Source organism: Desulfofundulus thermobenzoicus (assembly GCF_009428905.1).
GTDB classification, from domain to species: Bacteria; Bacillota; Desulfotomaculia; order Desulfotomaculales; family Desulfovirgulaceae; genus Desulfofundulus_A; species Desulfofundulus_A thermobenzoicus.
The window spans coordinates 58,422-73,916 of the sequence record NZ_WHYR01000007.1 but is presented as its reverse complement, the minus strand read 5'-3'; the positions used below and the strand labels follow the sequence as shown (position 1 = coordinate 73,916).

Here is a 15,495-nt window from a genome sequence, read left to right as displayed (position 1 = left end):
AAAAACAAGCACCTGCCCGCAGGAGGTGAGTTTTTGGTAACCAAACCGCCCATCAACCGTACCAACGACTACGCATTCAAGCGCATATTCGGCTCGGAAGAAGGCAAGGAAGCCCTGCTGGGGCTGCTCAACGCCGTGCTGGACCCACCACCCGAAAAATTGCTTGCCGAAGTAGAACTACTGGACCGGGAACTCGACCCCAAATACCTTCTGGACAGAGCGGCCCGCCTGGACATATTGGCCCGTACACAGGACGGTACCATCATCAATATTGAAGTGCAGATAGCCAATAAGTACAACATCGACAAGCGCACACTGTTTTACTGGGCCGGACTTTATCACGGCCAGCTGCAAAGCGGGCAGGAATTCAGCCAGCTGCACAAAACCATCGCCATCAACATCCTGGGCTTCGACTGGTTTAGAGAAGACGAGCGCTACCACCACACTTTCCACATTCGCGAAGACCGGAGCGGCGAAAAACTAACGGACGACCTGGAAATACATTTCCTGGAACTGGAGAAAGCCAAGCGGCTGAAGAGGCGCCCGCAGAACACACTGGAAGAATGGCTGATGTACCTTAATAACCTGCAGGGGGAAGAGATGGAGGCGATAGCCATGAAAAATCCCGGCATACGCAAAGCCATGACCATAGAGGAGATGTTTTATAAAAACCGCCTTGAGCGCCGCCTGTACGAACTGCGGGAGAAGGCGGCACGGGACGAGATTTCCATGCTGGCCGGGGCCAGGGCGGAGGGCAGAGCAGAAGGAAGAGCAGAAGGAAGAGCAGAAGGAAGAGCAGAAGGGAAAATAGCGATGGCTCAAGATGCCATTTGTCAATTTTTAGAGGTCCGCTTCGGAAATGATGCTCGGGATTTGCAGCAGGCAGTGCGCCACATAGACAGCCTGGAAGTTTTAAACCGGATCATTAACCGCATTTTCAAGGCAGCCAGCTTGCAGGAAGCAAGGTCCATCATAAAGGAAACCTGAGCCCGGGCAGAGGGAAAATCAGGGAAACATCAGGGACTGTTCTTGATGTGAATTCACATCAAGAACAGTCCCCATGTGATTCTGCCGCCGGGACCGGGTGGAGCTGTAAATCTCTTGAAACTGTCCCCTCCATCAGGTAAACTATTATTCAAAAGAAACAAAGGAGCTGGCCGATGAACGAAAATCAGATCGACCCAGTTCTCTGACGATCTCTTTTAATTCCGGTAATTCATAGTCCCACGTCCCTTGAAACCGGGATATCCACGATGCTTGAATTATACGCCGGATCACCAGGTTCTGGCAATGGCCCGGTCAATCTTCCTTGCCCAACATTACAGCAAGAACAGTCAAACTTATATCCCGGATTCATGCAGATGGTTTATGGTTGAAAACCGTTGGCGGCCGAAAACGGTTTTACGGTTCACTGCTCCTGGTGGTTAACTCCCGCTTTTCCATCCCGGTTTTCGCGGGAATCCTGCCCTTCCGGTTCCGGAAGTTCTTGCGGCCCGGATCCACCCTGCGATTCCGCCCGGCCGGGGCCGGGGGGGAAAACACCGGAGCCGGTATCCTCCCGCTGCCCCTTTTCAGGGGCGGCCGCACCCTGGAGGGTGCTTTTATCATTTGTGCCAAAAACATTTGCTGCTTCATGTACGGCTGCCGGAAAAAGAAATTCCCCCGGTTTATTACCGGACCCGCCGGATACCTTCTTTTCCTCGATGAATAAATCCATCTCCCAGTGCTCTAAAACGGAAAGCCGGGCCTCCCGGGGCAGGTCCAGGCATCGTGCCACCAGCGCCGTCAGCAGGTGATCAGCCTTTAAACCCCAGAAGACTTTTTTTAGCCCGGCCGGTTCGTCCTCCAATCCATGGGGGTTGGGATCATCACTGAGGCCCAGCAGGTAATCCGCGGAAACATGTAAAGCCTGTGCCAGCTGGGCCACCAGTTCCGCGTGGGCGCGCCGGCGCCCCGTTTCTATGTCATAAATGGTCTGCGATGACACATGAACCATTTCGGCCAGTTCCCTTTGCTTCAAACTTCTTTGCAGACGCACCTGGCGCAACCTTTCCGGCCATTTCATAAATATCCCTCTTTGTGAACAGGCATTGTGCAGGTTCTTTTTTAGTATATCCGGCCGGTTGCGCAGGAAACAATCAGCAAATAAAAGATACGTTAAAATAGCACAAGCAAAACGCGGATAAATGCGCAAATTGAAAGCTAATTGCCTATTATTGGTTTGACCTGGAAGCATATAGCTTATATAATAAACTCATTCGCTATTCATCCAATTAATTGACATAAAAACAAAGAAATCTCCAAAGCGATGAAAATATGGAAGCATTAACAAGGAGCCGTGCAGGTAGGCAAAAACAATTTCCCGGCGACGGGATAATTCCCGCCTCAATATGCTTTTAATTTTCCTCTTTTGAGCGTCCGTCAGAAGGCGCTTTTCTTTTGGCATTTTTCAGCTCCTCTTCCTGAACCGATTTTAGAAAACCCCTTAAAAATCACATACCCCGCCTGCCGGCACCTGGCAATATACCCCGGGATAAGCCGGTGACTATCCCGCCGTTGCCACAGCCCACCCATTTGCCTATAATGGATATAGTGTGCCAGTTAGAAAGGGGATGCGAAAAATTAATGGATGATCAGTACCGGCAAAAGGGGCGCCATAATGGTCCCGGCCGCCACCTTCCAGCCATTGCCGGCGGCCGGCCGGTGCGGGAGACGTATCTTCCCTACGCCCGGCAGTGGATCGAGGAGGACGACATCCGGGCGGTCACCCGGGTGCTGCGTAGCGACTGGCTGACCACCGGGCCCACCCTGGCCGAGTTCGAGCGGCAGTTCGCCGCCCGGGTGGGGGCGCGCTACGCCGTAGCCTTTTCCAGCGGCACCGCCGCCCTGCACGGGGCCTGCTTTGCCGCCGGGGTGGGGCGGGGGGACGAGGTGATCACCAGCCCCATCACCTTTGCCGCCAGCGCCAACTGCGCCCTGTACCTGGGGGCGAAACCGGTGTTCGCCGACATAGACCCCCATACATACAACATAGACCCGGCTGAAATAGAAAAAAAGATCACCCCCGCCACCAGGGTGATCCTTCCCGTTCATTTCACCGGCCAGCCCTGCGACCTGGACCCCATCCACGCCCTGGCCGCCAAACACAACCTGACCGTCATCGAAGACGCCGCCCACGCCCTGGGAGCGGAATACAGGGGCCGCCCCATCGGGGGTTTAAGCGACATGACCATTTTCAGCTTCCACCCGGTAAAACACATCACCACCGGGGAGGGGGGCATGGTCACCACCAATTCGGAAGAGTATCGCCAGTGGCTGCTCCTTTTCCGCAACCACGGCATCGTCCGGGACCCCGACCTGCTGGTGGACGACCAGGGGCCATGGTATTACGAAATGCAGGATCTGGGCTACAATTACCGCCTGACGGACATCCAGGCCGCTCTGGGTTTAAGCCAGCTGGCCAGGCTGGACCGTTTCCTGGAGCGGCGGCGGGAAATCGCCCAAATGTATAACGAAGCCTTTGCCCATCTCCCCGAAGTGACCATTCCCTACCAGGCGCCCCATGCCCGGTCGGCCTGGCACCTGTACGTGCTGGCGTTGAACCCGGACCGGCTGAAAGCCAGCCGCCGCCGCATCTTCGAAGCCCTGCGGGCGGAGAATATCGGGGTGAACGTGCACTACATCCCCGTTTACCGCCACCCCTACTACCGCTGGCTGGGCGACCCGGACAGCTGCAGCCTGTCGGGATTTTACTGCCCCAACGCCGAGGACCTGTACCAGCGCATCATCACCCTGCCCCTTTTTCCGGCCATGACCGACCGGGACGTGCGGGATGTGATTGCGGCGGTAAAAAAGGTGATTCTCTGGTATTCGGGGGATGTAAGTGTTCACTGAAATCGGTGGTTAATACAAAGGCGCGGCGTTGTCCTTAAGCGATAAGACATTGCGAAGCGCCGGTAACAGCACCCGGCGAGCTGTGGTGCTGTCGGCGCGAAAGCCAGGGAGTGAGCGGGGACAACGCCGTGCCTGCACCGGTTTGACTGAATATATAACAGGGAAAAACAGACACTAAGTGCCAAAAGGTGTCTGCCCCCCAGAGGGGGTCCCCCCCTGGAGGAGTTATAAGTCCTTCTCCGGAGCTGCTTCTTCTTCCGGCTGATCCGCAGGCGCTGCTTATCCTCCAGGCAACCATTTTCCCGGCATTATGGGACATAATGCCCGGCAACAGCGCCCCCTGGAATCTGCCGCTCAGTACCGGCCCGCCTTGCTGCAGGGCGATAGACCCCTTCGCCGGGAATTATGTCCTGGGACCATGATGACGGCAAACCCTCTCTTCCATCTCCCTGTGATCCCCTCAACCGAATCTTAATACGTAACGGACATCTTCTTTTTATAGGTACCTTTATAAAATTCAGGTTAATTTTTTGTTTTTTTATGGCGATGCAGGAGGAATTTTAGCAACACCGGCAAATTATTCTTATGAGTAAAGTCATTCAAAAGGAGTAAGCCGGTTCATCCAAGCCGGGTAAAAAGGGAATATTTCAGGGCGGGGCGGGCAGCCCGTTACGGGGGTGAGGCGAAAAGCGGCAAATTCCAACCAAAAACCCACTGTCGGCGCAGGGACTGTAAAATTATTCATAAGGAAGATCATGCACCATTGTCCAGGGGCAAACTTCACCGAAAGGGAGGGGCGCAAAGCCACGGGCCTACAGCGGTTCCCCGCTATGGCAGCCGGGTTGCGACAATGTTTCCCCCGACCGTTGGGTCGGTTTTTTGTTCAACATGAAAAAAGGGAAAGGACGAAATTATTTTTACTTAGCCGTTCATAAGCATTCATATCGGGAGTGGTACCATGGATCTTTTCGCCAGCCCCATACTGGTGGCGCTGCAGAAGCAGCTGGATGCATCGGCGCTCACCCAGCGGGTGATCGCCAACAACGTGGCCAATGTGAATACGCCGGGTTTTAAAAAGTCCTCCGTCAGCTTTACGGAGGAATTGCGGCGGGCGCTGGGGGAGGGCGACCTGCCGCTGGCCACCAGCAACCCGCGGCACATTGGGGCTCCGGTCCCTCTGGCCCGGGTGGAACCCACGGTGGTGAAGGAGGAGGGCACCACCATGGGTTACAACGGCAATAACGTGGACATTGATCAGGAGATGGTAAACCTGGCCGCCAACACGCTGGTTTACCAGGCTGCCGCCCGGGCACTGGGCGATCGCCTGTCACTACTGGCCTATGTCATTCGCGGGAGGTAACAGACGATGCCTCTACTTAATGTATTCGGCATTAGTGCTTCGGGCTTAACGGCCCAGAGACTTTGGTTGGATATTACGGCCAACAATATTGCCAACCTGCACACCGCCGGCCGGCCCAACGACCCGTTGAACCAGCCATACCGCCGCAAGGTTCCGGTTTTTGCCGAAAGGCTGCAGCAGGCCATGGACGCCCTGCCCGGCCAGCCCTCCTTCAATGCCGCCGGGGTGAGCGTGGCGGCGGTGGTGGACGACCCGTCCCCGCCCCGTATGGCCTATGAACCATCCCATCCCCTGGCCGACCCCGCTACGGGTTATGTGGCCTATCCCAACATCAACATCGCCAATGAGATGGTTAATATGATCTCCGCCAGCCGGGCCTACGAGGCCAACGTCACGGCGTTGAACGCGGCCAAGGACATGGCCTTGAGGGCGCTGGAGATCGGCAGGGGTTAATGGCTTCCCCCGGCCCCCGGTGCGTAAAGAAGTCGGAAAGCAATAAGCGCACCGCCGGGAGTTTCCGGGAAATAATGTCAGGTGGCCAGACCCCTTTGGGGGAAAATAGGGACGTGCAGAATGAGTTTGGACAACGCCGCACCAAAACGGATTTATTGAACATCTACCGGAAAGGGGGTACTTCCCTTGCCAATCCTTCCTGTTTCCCCTTTAAGCATAATTCCCGCGGAATCTCCCGCGGCAAAGGACAATGTCCCGGCCTCTACCGGCTTCAGCCAGATGCTCAAGCAGGCCCTGGAAGAGGTGAACAACGCCCAGGCGCAGGCCGACCGGGTGGGCCTGCAGTTCCTCACCGGCCGGGTGCAGGACCTGCACCAGGTGACCATTGCCATGGAAGAGGCGCGCATCATGATGACCCTGGCCGTGGAGGTGCGTAACAAAATGGTGGAAGCCTATCAGGAAATATCGCGCATGCAGGTTTAAGGAGCTGTCGCCATAGATGAACCCTAAACAGATGCTGACCGCTTTTAAAGAGCGGTGGCAGGCTCTTCCCCGGTCCCGGCAAATCCTCTTTACCGCTGCTGCGGCGGGGCTGCTGGCCACGGTGGTGTACCTGGGGCTGGTTATCGCCCAACCCCGCTATGCCCCCCTGTTTACGGGCCTGCAGCCCAAAGAGGCGGGAAAGATTGCCGAAGAGCTGAAAAACATGAAGGTGCCCTACCGGCTGGAAGATCAGGGCAAAACCATCACCGTTCCGGAAAAACAGGTGTACAGCACCAGAATCCAGCTGGCCAGCAAGGGGGTGCTGGCAAACTCCGGCACCGGTTTTGAACTTTTCGACCAGCAGAAATTCGGCGTCACCGACTTTGAGCAGCAGGTAAACTACCAGCGGGCACTGGAGGGGGAACTGGGCCGTACCATAGCCGGCCTGAGTGAAGTGGAACAGGCCCGGGTGCACCTGGTGCTGCCAAAGGAAAGCCTCTTTCTGGATAACCGGGTGGAACCCTCGGCGTCCATACTTCTGAAGCTGAAAAGCGATCTCAAACCCGAACAGGTAAAGGGCATCATGGACCTGGTGGTGGGCAGCGTCCAGGGGATGAAGCCGGAAAACGTACATATCATAGACACGGAGGGCAACGTCCTCAGCGACAACCTGGCCCTGGCGGACGAGCGGGCCAGGTTAATGAAGCTCTCCATGGATCAATACCAGGTCCGCCGGCAGTATGAAAAGGAACTGGAGACCCGCATCCAGCAGATGCTGGCCCGCATCCTGGGGCCGAACAAGGCGGTGGCCATGGTCACGGCGGACCTGGATTTCGACCAGCGCCAGACCACCACCACCACCGTCCAGCCGGGGCAGACCTTAAGCCAGCAGACGGTGACGGAAAGCGGCTCGGGCACGGGGATCGGCGGTGCGCCGGGAACGCCCACCGGCCTGCCCGGGCAAACGGTACCGGCCCTGACGGGGGGAAACTCCCAGTACCAGAAGCAGCAGACCACCACCAACTACCAGCTGGGCAGCCAGCAGCAGACCCTGGTGCCCGCCCCGGGAAACCTGCGCCGGCTTTCGGTGGCCGTGGTGTTAAACGGCAATTACGGCGCCCCGCAGGTCCAGCAGGTCCAGGACATGGTTATGGCGGCGGTGGGTTTCCAGCAGAACCGGGGGGACCAGATCAACGTAACGGCCATGCCCTTTGATACCAGTTACCTGGACCAGGTGCAGCAGGAGATGGCCAGGCCGGGCCTGACCCTGGCCGACCTGAAAAAATACTGGCCGGTGGCGGTCGGGGCGGCAGTTTTACTGCTGGGATTGCTCCTGTTGCTCTTCTTCTTCATCCGTCGCCGCCGCCGGATGGCCGCACTGGAAGCGGAAGAGGAGGCCCCGCCCGCGGAAGTGACGGGCCTGCAGCCCCTGCCGGAAGGCGCTCCGCAGCCGCCCGGCGCCAGGCAGCAGGTCCGGGAAATGGCCCGGGAGAAACCTTCCCAGGTGGCCGAAATTTTAAAACTATGGATGAAGGAGTAATTTCACCATGGCTGGCAAGTTAACCGGCGTGCAAAAGGCGGCCATCGTTCTCATCGCCCTGGGAGCCGATTTATCGGCCAAAGTGTTGAAGCATTTTCCCGAAGATGAGATAGAAATGCTCACCCAGCATATTTCCATGCTGGAAAGCGTACCCAAAGAGGTGCAGCAGTCCGTGCTGGAAGAGTTCCTGGAACTGTCCCAGGCCCGGGACTACCTGCTCCATGGCGGCTACAAGTACGCCCGGGAGGTGCTGGAAAAGGCCGTGGGGCCCCAGCGGGCGGAAGAAATTTTAAACAAGGTGTCGGTGGCCATCCAGAACGTGCCCTTCAGCGGCCTGCGCCGCACCGATGCCCGGCACCTGCTCAATTTCATCCGGGACGAGCATCCCCAGACCATCGCCCTGATCATCACCCACCTGGTTCCCGAGCAGGCGGCGTTGATCCTGTCCGCCCTGCCCCCGGAGAAGCAGGCCGACATCGCCCGGCGGGTGGCGGTCATCGACCGCATTTCCCCGGAGGTGGTCAAAGAGGTGGAACGGGTGCTGGAGCGCAAAATGTCCATGGTGGTGCAGCAGGACCAGGCCGTGGGCGGCATCAAAACCCTGGTCAACATTTTGAACCGGGTGGACCGCAGCACGGAAAAAACCATCCTGGAAGAACTGGAGGTTTCCGACCCCGACCTGGCCGACGAAGTGCGCAAGATGATGTTTGTCTTTGAAGATATCATCAAGCTGCACGACTCGGCCATCCAGCGGGTGCTGCGGGAAGTGGACACCAAGGACCTGGCCAAGGCCATGCGGGGCGCCAACGAAGAAGTGAACGAGCGTATCTTCAAGAACATGTCCCGCCGGGCCGGCGATATGCTGCGGGAGGAAATCCAGTACATGGGCCCGGTGCGCCTGCGGGACGTGGAAGAGGCGCAGCAGCGCATAGTGCAGATCATCCGCCGGCTGGACGAAACCGGCGAAATTATCATCGCCCGGGGTGGGGAAGATGCTATTGTCATCTAAAATTATCCTGGATTGTGACACCTCGGCGGAAGAGCCCGTTTTTCTGGCCCTGCGCTACGAATTCCCGCCATTGCCCCTTTCCGGGGATGACCCCCGGGAGGAATATGCCGGCGGAAACGGACACGGGAACGGTGCCGGCCGTGCCGGCAGCCACGGATTTGAAGATAGGGCGACCGGCAGTGGAGGAAATGGTCGGGCGCAGCCGGGCCCGCTGGAAGAGGCCGGGGCCAGGGCGGAGGAAATTCTGGCCGCCGCCCGCCGGGAAGCCGCCGCCATTTTGGAAAAGGCCCGGGAGGAAGCCGGCAGGCTGGCCGGGGAAGCGGCCGCCCGGGGCCGGGAGGAAGGGCTGGCGGCCGGGCGGGAGGAAGGCTACCGGGAGGGCTACCGGAAGGCCCTGGAAGAGGCGGCCGCCGAGGCCGGGGCCCTGCGGGAGGAAGCCCGGCAGGTACTGCGGCAGGCGGAGGAAATCCGCCGGGCCACCCTGGCGGGACTGGAAGGGGAAGTGGTGGTCCTGGCCCGGGAGATGGCGGAAAAAATAGTGGCCGCCCAGCTGACCCTGGACCCGGCGGTGGTGTTGAACATTGTGCATGAGGCCCTGGAAACGGCCCGGGCCCGGGAGCAGGCGGTGCTTTATGTAAACCCGGAGCAAATGGCCATGGTAGAAGAAAGACGGCAGGAACTGGAGCCGGCCCTGCCCCCGGGCACCGTGCTGCAGATCATCGGCGACCCGGCCGTTGAGCCGGGCGGCTGCCGGGTGGAAACGGCCGACGGCAGGGTGGACGCCAGTTTAAAGGCCCGCTGGCAGGCCCTGCAGGAAGCCCTGCAGTAAAAAGGGGACGGACCGGAGGTAGAAGCAATGCCCAACCCGGTACCACAAATTGATCTGGAGCCCTGGCGCCGCCGGGTGCGGGAAGCCCGCCTGCTGCGCCCCACCGGGCAGGTGGTGCGGGTCATCGGCCTCACCGTGGAGGTGCGGGGCATCACCGCCCGCATCGGCGAGATCTGCCACATCCACGTGCCCGGGGAACCGCCGGTGGTGGCCGAAGTGCTGGGCTTCCGGGACAATGCCACCCTGCTCATGCCCCTGGGGGAACTGCGGGGCATCTCCCCCGGCTGCAGCGTGGTGCCCCGGGGGCGGGGCCTGACGGTGGCCGTGGGGGAACACCTGCTGGGCCGGGTGCTGGACGGCCTGGGGCAGCCCATGGACGGCCGGGAGCTTGCCGCCCCGGACCAGTGTTTCGTGCCGGTGGACAACCCTCCCCCCAATCCGCTGGCCAGGCAGCGCATCACGGAAATTCTTTCCACGGGCGTAAGGGCCATCGACGCCTTCCTCACCTGCGGCCGGGGGCAGCGCCTGGGCATTTTCTCCGGCAGCGGGGTGGGCAAGAGTACGCTTCTGGGCATGGTGGCCCGCTTCAGCAGCGCCGACGTGAACGTCATCGCCCTGGTGGGGGAGCGGGGCCGGGAAGTGCGGGACTTCATCGAAGGGGACCTGGGGAAAGAGGGTCTGGCCCGGTCGGTGGTGGTGGCCGCCACCTCGGACCGGCCGGCCCTGGAGCGGATCAAGGCCGCCTTTGTGGCCAGCGCCATCGCCGAATACTTCCGGGACCGGGGCAAGAACGTGCTCCTTTTGATGGATTCGGTCACCCGCTTTGCCATGGCCCAGCGGGAGGTGGGCCTGGCCATCGGGGAGCCGCCGGCCACCCGGGGCTACACCCCGTCGGTCTTCGCCCTCCTGCCGAAGCTGCTGGAACGCTCCGGCATGGGGGCCGTGGGCTCCATCACCGCCTTTTACACCGTGCTGGTGGAAGGGGACGACCTGAACGAGCCCATCACCGACGCGGTGCGGGGTACCCTGGACGGGCACATCGTCCTGTCCCGGGAACTGGCCGCCCGGAACCACTACCCGGCCATCGACATCCTGCAGAGTGTCAGCCGGGTGATGCCGGAAATAGTGGACCGCGAACACTTTGCCCGGGCCGGCCGCCTGCGGGACCTGCTGGCCACCTACCGCCAGTCGGAGGATTTGATCAACATAGGCGCCTATGTGGCCGGGTCCAACCCCCGCATTGACGCGGCGGTAAAGGCCTACCCGGAGATAATCCGCTTCCTGCGCCAGGATATGCACGAAAACAGCAGCTTTGAGGAAACCATGCGGGTACTGCCGGAAACAGAGTGACCATGCGTAAGACGGCCATGCCGTTTCCGGGGCACTCACCAGTTGGGTAAATATGGAAACCATGCTTTTGCCAGATGCTTAGCAAAACCGCAACCCGGTATGCCTTATAAGCCTTATGAACAACCGTCATATTTGTTATCCCAATACCTCCAATAAACCGGACTTTGCGAGGGGTGTTCATATGCGCAGGTTCAACTTCCGGCTGCAGCCCGTGCTGCAGCTCCGGGAACAGCGGGAGGAACAGGCCCTGCTGGCCCATTCCAGGGCGCGGCAGGAATACCTGAACCGGCTGGAGGAACTGAACAGGACCAGCTCCCTGCTGGAAAAAAGCTTCGAACAATGCTGCATGGGAACTCTCCAGCCGGAAGAGGAACTGCACCTGCTGCTCTGGAGGGAATTGCTCATTCAGGATCGGGACCGCCGGCGGGAGGAGGTGCACCGGGCCGGTCAAAAGCTGGACGAATGCCGGGCGGAGGCCTTGCACGCCCGCCGTGACAGGATGATTTTACAAAAGCTGCGGGAAAGGCAACTGCACGCCCACACTCTGATGGAAAACCGGGCGGAACAAAGGGAAACGGACGAGATGGGGCTGCTGACGGTGCTGTTCCACCGGGAGTAGCCGTGGCACTGGTGTGAACGCGGACCCGGCACTCACCGGTGCAACCGGATAGTTTCCAAGCAGTTTTGCGAAAGGAGGTGAAATGAAACGTGGAAATCAATCTGCTAACCCCATCCGGGGGAATACCGCCTTCCCGCACGGGAACCGGCAGCGCCGCACCCGCCGCAGAAGACACGTTTTTGTCCTTTCTGGCCAAATTGCTGGGAGCGGCCGGCAGCGGAGGCAACAATGACAGCTTTCCGGCCGCGGTTTCCGATGCCGGCGTCGACGGCATCACCCCGGCCGCGGACTCCAGTCCCGGCACAGGCGGCAGCTCCCCCGACATGTCTCCCTTTGCCGGCGCGAGCTCCTTATCTCCGCTCTTCCCACAGCTCCCGTACCTGCATGCGGACGGGGGCGCAGTGACCGGGGAAGAGGCGGGAGGAGATCCGCCGGCTGGCATTAACGCCGGAAAAGAACAATGGGCTGCCGTTGACCCGGCGGGGTGGACGGCCCTGCTGGCGGCCATCACCGCCCTCACCGGCATCCCGGCCGGTGATATCCAGCTTTTCCTGACCGGCCAGTCGGGCGGCAATGACGCGGGCAGCGTTGCCGGAACGGGAATACCCGCCGGCCTCCCGGCAGGAACCGCCCGGCAGGCGGCAGAACTGCTCTACGCCCTGCTGTTCAACGGGCAGGGTAATCCGGCCGGGGTCTCAATACCCCGGGCCGCAAAGTTGAATGGCCTTTTCCCCGCCGGCGTGCCGGAAAACGCCCCCGGCACAGCCATGCAGGCCGGGCCGGGCCTTCCCGGGCTGCAGGATCCTGACCTCCAGCAACTGCGGGCACTGCTGCAGCTTATCCAGCCGGAAACAAACGGCCGGGGGAGTGCCGGGCCATTACTGCCCACAGGATCAGGACAACTGCCGGCCGGAGAACCGGCGGTCCCGGCAGCGGCACCGGTGTCCGCCCCGGGCGGCTCCGGCGGCATTACGGCGGCTGTGTTAAACCAGGCAGGAGATCTTTCCCCTGAACAGGGGATTGCCGCAAACGCCACCGGGGGAGGCACGGCGGCCGTACTGGACCGCTTGAGGACTCTTTTGCTCCAGGCGCTGACCGGGGTAAGACAGGACGGTTCCGGCGGACCACCCCGCCCGGAGGACGGGGCTGCTTTAAAAACAGCCGTCCCTTTGCACACCGCCGGATCGCCGGCGCAGGGGGGGACGGGCCTCCGGGAGGCTACAGCGGCCCTTTCAACCGGCCCTGAAAACGTCCCCGTGCCGGAAGCCGCCGGCGGCCTGTTCGCCCGGCAGGCGTTGCAGGACGCGTTCCCGGCCCTCACGGGCCGGAATCAGGCGTCAACGGCCCCGGCGGCCACAGCCGGCCAGCCGGGACACCTGCTTGCGGAACCGGGGGCCGTCCAGCCGGCCAATCACCCGCCGGTCCCGGCAGGCGCGGGAATAGCCCCGCCTTTTAACCAGACCGGGCCGGCAAATCAACAGGGCAGCGTACCCGTGGCCCAGTTGCCCGTCCAGGTGGCGGAAGTGCTGCAGCGGGCCGTGGCCCGGCACAGCCAGGGGCGCACATACCTGTGGTTCAAGCTGGATCCGCCGGAACTGGGGCACGTGGCGGTGCGCCTGATCTACCTGCAGGGTGACGTCATCGCCCGGTTCCAGGTCAGCAACGCCCCGGCCAGGGAGGCCATCGAAAGCGCCCTGCCCCAGCTGCGGGACACCCTGGCCGGCCAGAACCTGCACCTGCAAAACGCCTCCGTGTCCGTGGGGTATGAAGGCGGCCAGCCGCCCGGCGGCTACTACCGGCAGGAGGGCTCCGGCAACGGCCAGTATGGCGGCTATCACTATATAATACCGCAGGAAGAGGCCGCCCCCGCCGGGGAGGCGGGTGGGCAGCCGGCGCAAAGGGGAATTAACTATTTTGTTTAGTGCTACAGCGTAACTTTAAATTAACATGCAAATTTATCACCTCTATCAGCCACCGTAAGACGGGGCCGATGCTCCTGTTGTCGGGGTCCATGAAATGAACTTACGCTGTATCTGTCTTACGGTCTCAACCTTTTCGTGTAAGGTGGGATATGCTTATGGCAGTCAGTGCGGCCGACAACGCCACGAACAGCATCTATTACGACCCGAAGGCAAAATACCAGCCGCCAAAGCAGGAACTGGACAAGGACGCTTTTTTGCAGATCCTGGTGGCCCAGATGCGCTACCAGAACCCCTTGAGCCCCATGGACGGCAACCAGTTCATGGCCCAGATGGCCCAGATGACCACCATGGAGCAGATGGTCAACCTGAGCAAAAACATGGAACTGCTCCTGCGCACCCAGGAACTGTCCCTTTCCGCCAGCTTGGTGGGCCAGCAGGTGACGGTGGTGAACGGGGAAGGCCAGGACGTAACCGGCAGGGTGGAAAAGATCAGCATTGACGAAAAGGGCATCAAAGTGGTGATTGACGGCATTGCCTACGATTACGACCGGGTAAAGGAGATCCTGGGCAGATGAACGTTAAAATAAGCGGATTTCTCCCGGAAGCGGTACCCCTCACATCCTCCCGCCCGCCCGGCGCCGCCGGCCGGGGACAGGCCACGCCCGGAGCATCATTCCAGGAAACACTGCGCCGGGAAATGGCGGGGGAGGCGGTAAAACTGTCGGCCCACGCCGCCAGACGCCTGCAGGAGCGCCGGATCACCCTGAACGATGCCGACATGCAGAAAATCGGCCGGGCTTTGCACCAGGCCGCCGCCAAAGGGGTGAAGGATTCGCTGATTATCTACGGCGACCTGACCCTGGTGGCCAGTGTAAAAAACCGTACGGTGGTGACCGCCCTGGACGCCGCCGACAGTACCGGGCGCGTTTTCACCAACATCGACGGCGCCGTAGTGATTAAATAACGGCCGGACCGCTTAAGGAGGCCGTGCCGCCGCTGAACGACCGAGGCGGCGGGATGGGAAGCGGGTTGCGTGCAGCGAGAATAGGTAAATGCCCTGTACCGACGACACCGGTAACGGCACCATATGCATAAGCATCCTGAAAATATATGAAATCCTTGATGTATGAGGCATAAGATTTTCTTTTGGGATTGTAAATCAGATTTCCAAAAACGGGGGCGAAATACCAATGATCCAGTCCATCTATACCAGCCTCTCCGGCATGCTCAGCCACCGGACGCGCATGGACGTGCTGAGCAACAACATAGCCAACATCAACACCACGGGATACAAGGCCACCCAGGCCAATTTCCAGGACGCCCTTTACCAGACCATGCGGGGGAGCACCCCCCAGACCAACCCCGCCCAGGTGGGAACGGGCGTCACCCTGGCCAGCGTCATCACCAACTTCGGCCAGGGCCCCCTGCAGAATACCACGCGGCCCCTGGACCTGGCCGTCAACGGCAGCGGTTTCTTCGGAGTGTTGAAGGAAACCGACGCGGGGGAGGTGCTTTACTATACCCGGGAAGGCTCCTTTTATATGGATAAGGATGGTTACCTGGTGAATGCAAACGGCATGAGGCTGGTGGACGACAGCGGCAGCGCCATCCAGCTCCAGCCGGAAAGCGACAAGCCCATCAACTCCATCAACGTTTCCCAGCTGGGGGAAGTGATCATCACCTACGGCGACGGCACCACTTCCACCGACAAGCCCAGGATCGGCCTGTATGACTTCCCCAATCCCAACGGGCTGACCAGGATCGGCAGCAACCTGTACAGCGACAACAACGCGGCCCAGGCCGGCGGCGGGGACAACCCGGCGGGCACGCGGATTGACGGCAAGCCCGGGGAAAACGGCATGGGCACCATCGAGTCCGGCTACCTGGAGGGCTCCAACGTGGACCTGGCCACGGAGCTGGGCAACCTGATCATCACCCAGCGGGGCTACGAAGCCAACGCCAAGACCTTCACCACTTCCGACGAAGTGCTGCGGGATACCATTGAGCTGAAGCGTTAAACCGGAGCGCGCCGGGTT

At 60.5% G+C, this 15,495-nt stretch carries 16 protein-coding genes and 1 riboswitch; of the genes, 14 read left to right on the top strand and 2 right to left on the bottom strand.

The features are described 5' to 3' along the window. Positions 1 to 33 precede the first annotated feature (33 nt). Positions 34 to 987: an Rpn family recombination-promoting nuclease/putative transposase gene (locus GFC01_RS04100; protein WP_152945370.1), complete on the top strand. Its 954-nt coding sequence runs from the start codon at positions 34 to 36 to the stop codon at positions 985 to 987. 421 nt (positions 988 to 1,408) lie between these two features. On the opposite strand, the gene GFC01_RS04095 is transcribed toward GFC01_RS04100, so the two are convergent. Both GFC01_RS04095 and GFC01_RS04090 read right to left on the bottom strand, forming a co-directional pair. Next, complete coding sequence (locus tag GFC01_RS04095) at positions 1,409 to 2,065, bottom strand: helix-turn-helix domain-containing protein (protein ID WP_194174807.1); 657 nt, start codon at positions 2,063 to 2,065, stop codon at positions 1,409 to 1,411. 189 nt (positions 2,066 to 2,254) lie between these two features. After that, entirely contained in the window at positions 2,255 to 2,446 is a 192-nt protein-coding gene (locus GFC01_RS04090) for a hypothetical protein (protein ID WP_152945368.1), read from the bottom strand. Positions 2,447 to 2,625: 179 nt separating this feature from the next. On the opposite strand from GFC01_RS04090, the gene pseC reads away from it, so the two are divergent. The 13 genes from pseC to GFC01_RS04025 all read left to right on the top strand — a co-directional run bounded on the left by pseC (position 2,626) and on the right by GFC01_RS04025 (position 15,477). Next, on the top strand, positions 2,626 to 3,894 hold the full coding sequence (pseC, locus tag GFC01_RS04085) for a UDP-4-amino-4,6-dideoxy-N-acetyl-beta-L-altrosamine transaminase (protein ID WP_152945367.1): 1,269 nt from the start codon (positions 2,626 to 2,628) through the stop codon (positions 3,892 to 3,894). A 762-nt stretch (positions 3,895 to 4,656) separates the two neighbouring features. Continuing rightward, positions 4,657 to 4,744: riboswitch (cyclic di-GMP riboswitch) on the top strand. A 108-nt stretch (positions 4,745 to 4,852) separates the two neighbouring features. After that, a complete protein-coding gene (gene flgB, locus GFC01_RS04080) occupies positions 4,853 to 5,254 on the top strand; it encodes a flagellar basal body rod protein FlgB (RefSeq protein ID WP_152945366.1) in 402 nt (133 codons plus the stop codon). A 6-nt stretch (positions 5,255 to 5,260) separates the two neighbouring features. Next, positions 5,261 to 5,707, top strand: coding sequence for a flagellar basal body rod protein FlgC (flgC, locus tag GFC01_RS04075; RefSeq protein WP_152945365.1), 447 nt, complete (start codon positions 5,261 to 5,263; stop codon positions 5,705 to 5,707). Between the two features lie 186 nt (positions 5,708 to 5,893). Then, on the top strand, positions 5,894 to 6,190 hold the full coding sequence (gene fliE, locus GFC01_RS04070) for a flagellar hook-basal body complex protein FliE (RefSeq protein ID WP_152945364.1): 297 nt from the start codon (positions 5,894 to 5,896) through the stop codon (positions 6,188 to 6,190). Positions 6,191 to 6,206: 16 nt separating this feature from the next. Further along, positions 6,207 to 7,730: a flagellar basal-body MS-ring/collar protein FliF gene (fliF, locus tag GFC01_RS04065; protein ID WP_152945363.1), complete on the top strand. Its 1,524-nt coding sequence runs from the start codon at positions 6,207 to 6,209 to the stop codon at positions 7,728 to 7,730. 7 nt (positions 7,731 to 7,737) lie between these two features. After that, positions 7,738 to 8,739 (top strand): flagellar motor switch protein FliG, encoded by a 1,002-nt coding sequence (gene fliG / locus GFC01_RS04060; RefSeq protein WP_152945362.1) that lies wholly within the window; start codon positions 7,738 to 7,740, stop codon positions 8,737 to 8,739. Further along, positions 8,729 to 9,568: a FliH/SctL family protein gene (locus GFC01_RS04055; RefSeq protein WP_194174806.1), complete on the top strand. Its 840-nt coding sequence runs from the start codon at positions 8,729 to 8,731 to the stop codon at positions 9,566 to 9,568. The genes fliG and GFC01_RS04055 overlap by 11 nt, the downstream gene beginning before the upstream one ends. A 27-nt stretch (positions 9,569 to 9,595) precedes the next feature. After that, positions 9,596 to 10,918 carry a flagellar protein export ATPase FliI gene (fliI, locus tag GFC01_RS04050; protein ID WP_152945360.1) on the top strand — a complete coding sequence of 441 codons (1,323 nt, stop codon included), beginning with the start codon at positions 9,596 to 9,598 and terminating at the stop codon, positions 10,916 to 10,918. 181 nt (positions 10,919 to 11,099) lie between these two features. Continuing rightward, positions 11,100 to 11,537, top strand: a complete 438-nt coding sequence (gene fliJ, locus GFC01_RS04045) for a flagellar export protein FliJ (RefSeq protein WP_194174805.1) — start codon at positions 11,100 to 11,102, stop codon at positions 11,535 to 11,537. Between the two features lie 89 nt (positions 11,538 to 11,626). Next, positions 11,627 to 13,459, top strand: coding sequence for a flagellar hook-length control protein FliK (locus GFC01_RS19935; protein ID WP_152945358.1), 1,833 nt, complete (start codon positions 11,627 to 11,629; stop codon positions 13,457 to 13,459). Positions 13,460 to 13,614: 155 nt separating this feature from the next. Continuing rightward, on the top strand, positions 13,615 to 14,034 hold the full coding sequence (locus GFC01_RS04035; protein WP_194174804.1) for a flagellar hook assembly protein FlgD: 420 nt from the start codon (positions 13,615 to 13,617) through the stop codon (positions 14,032 to 14,034). Continuing rightward, a complete protein-coding gene (locus tag GFC01_RS04030; RefSeq protein ID WP_152945356.1) occupies positions 14,031 to 14,423 on the top strand; it encodes a TIGR02530 family flagellar biosynthesis protein in 393 nt (130 codons plus the stop codon). Before GFC01_RS04035 ends, GFC01_RS04030 begins: the two co-directional genes overlap by 4 nt. A gap of 226 nt (positions 14,424 to 14,649) precedes the next feature. After that, positions 14,650 to 15,477: a flagellar hook-basal body protein gene (locus GFC01_RS04025; RefSeq protein WP_152945355.1), complete on the top strand. Its 828-nt coding sequence runs from the start codon at positions 14,650 to 14,652 to the stop codon at positions 15,475 to 15,477. Positions 15,478 to 15,495: the final 18 nt, after the last annotated feature.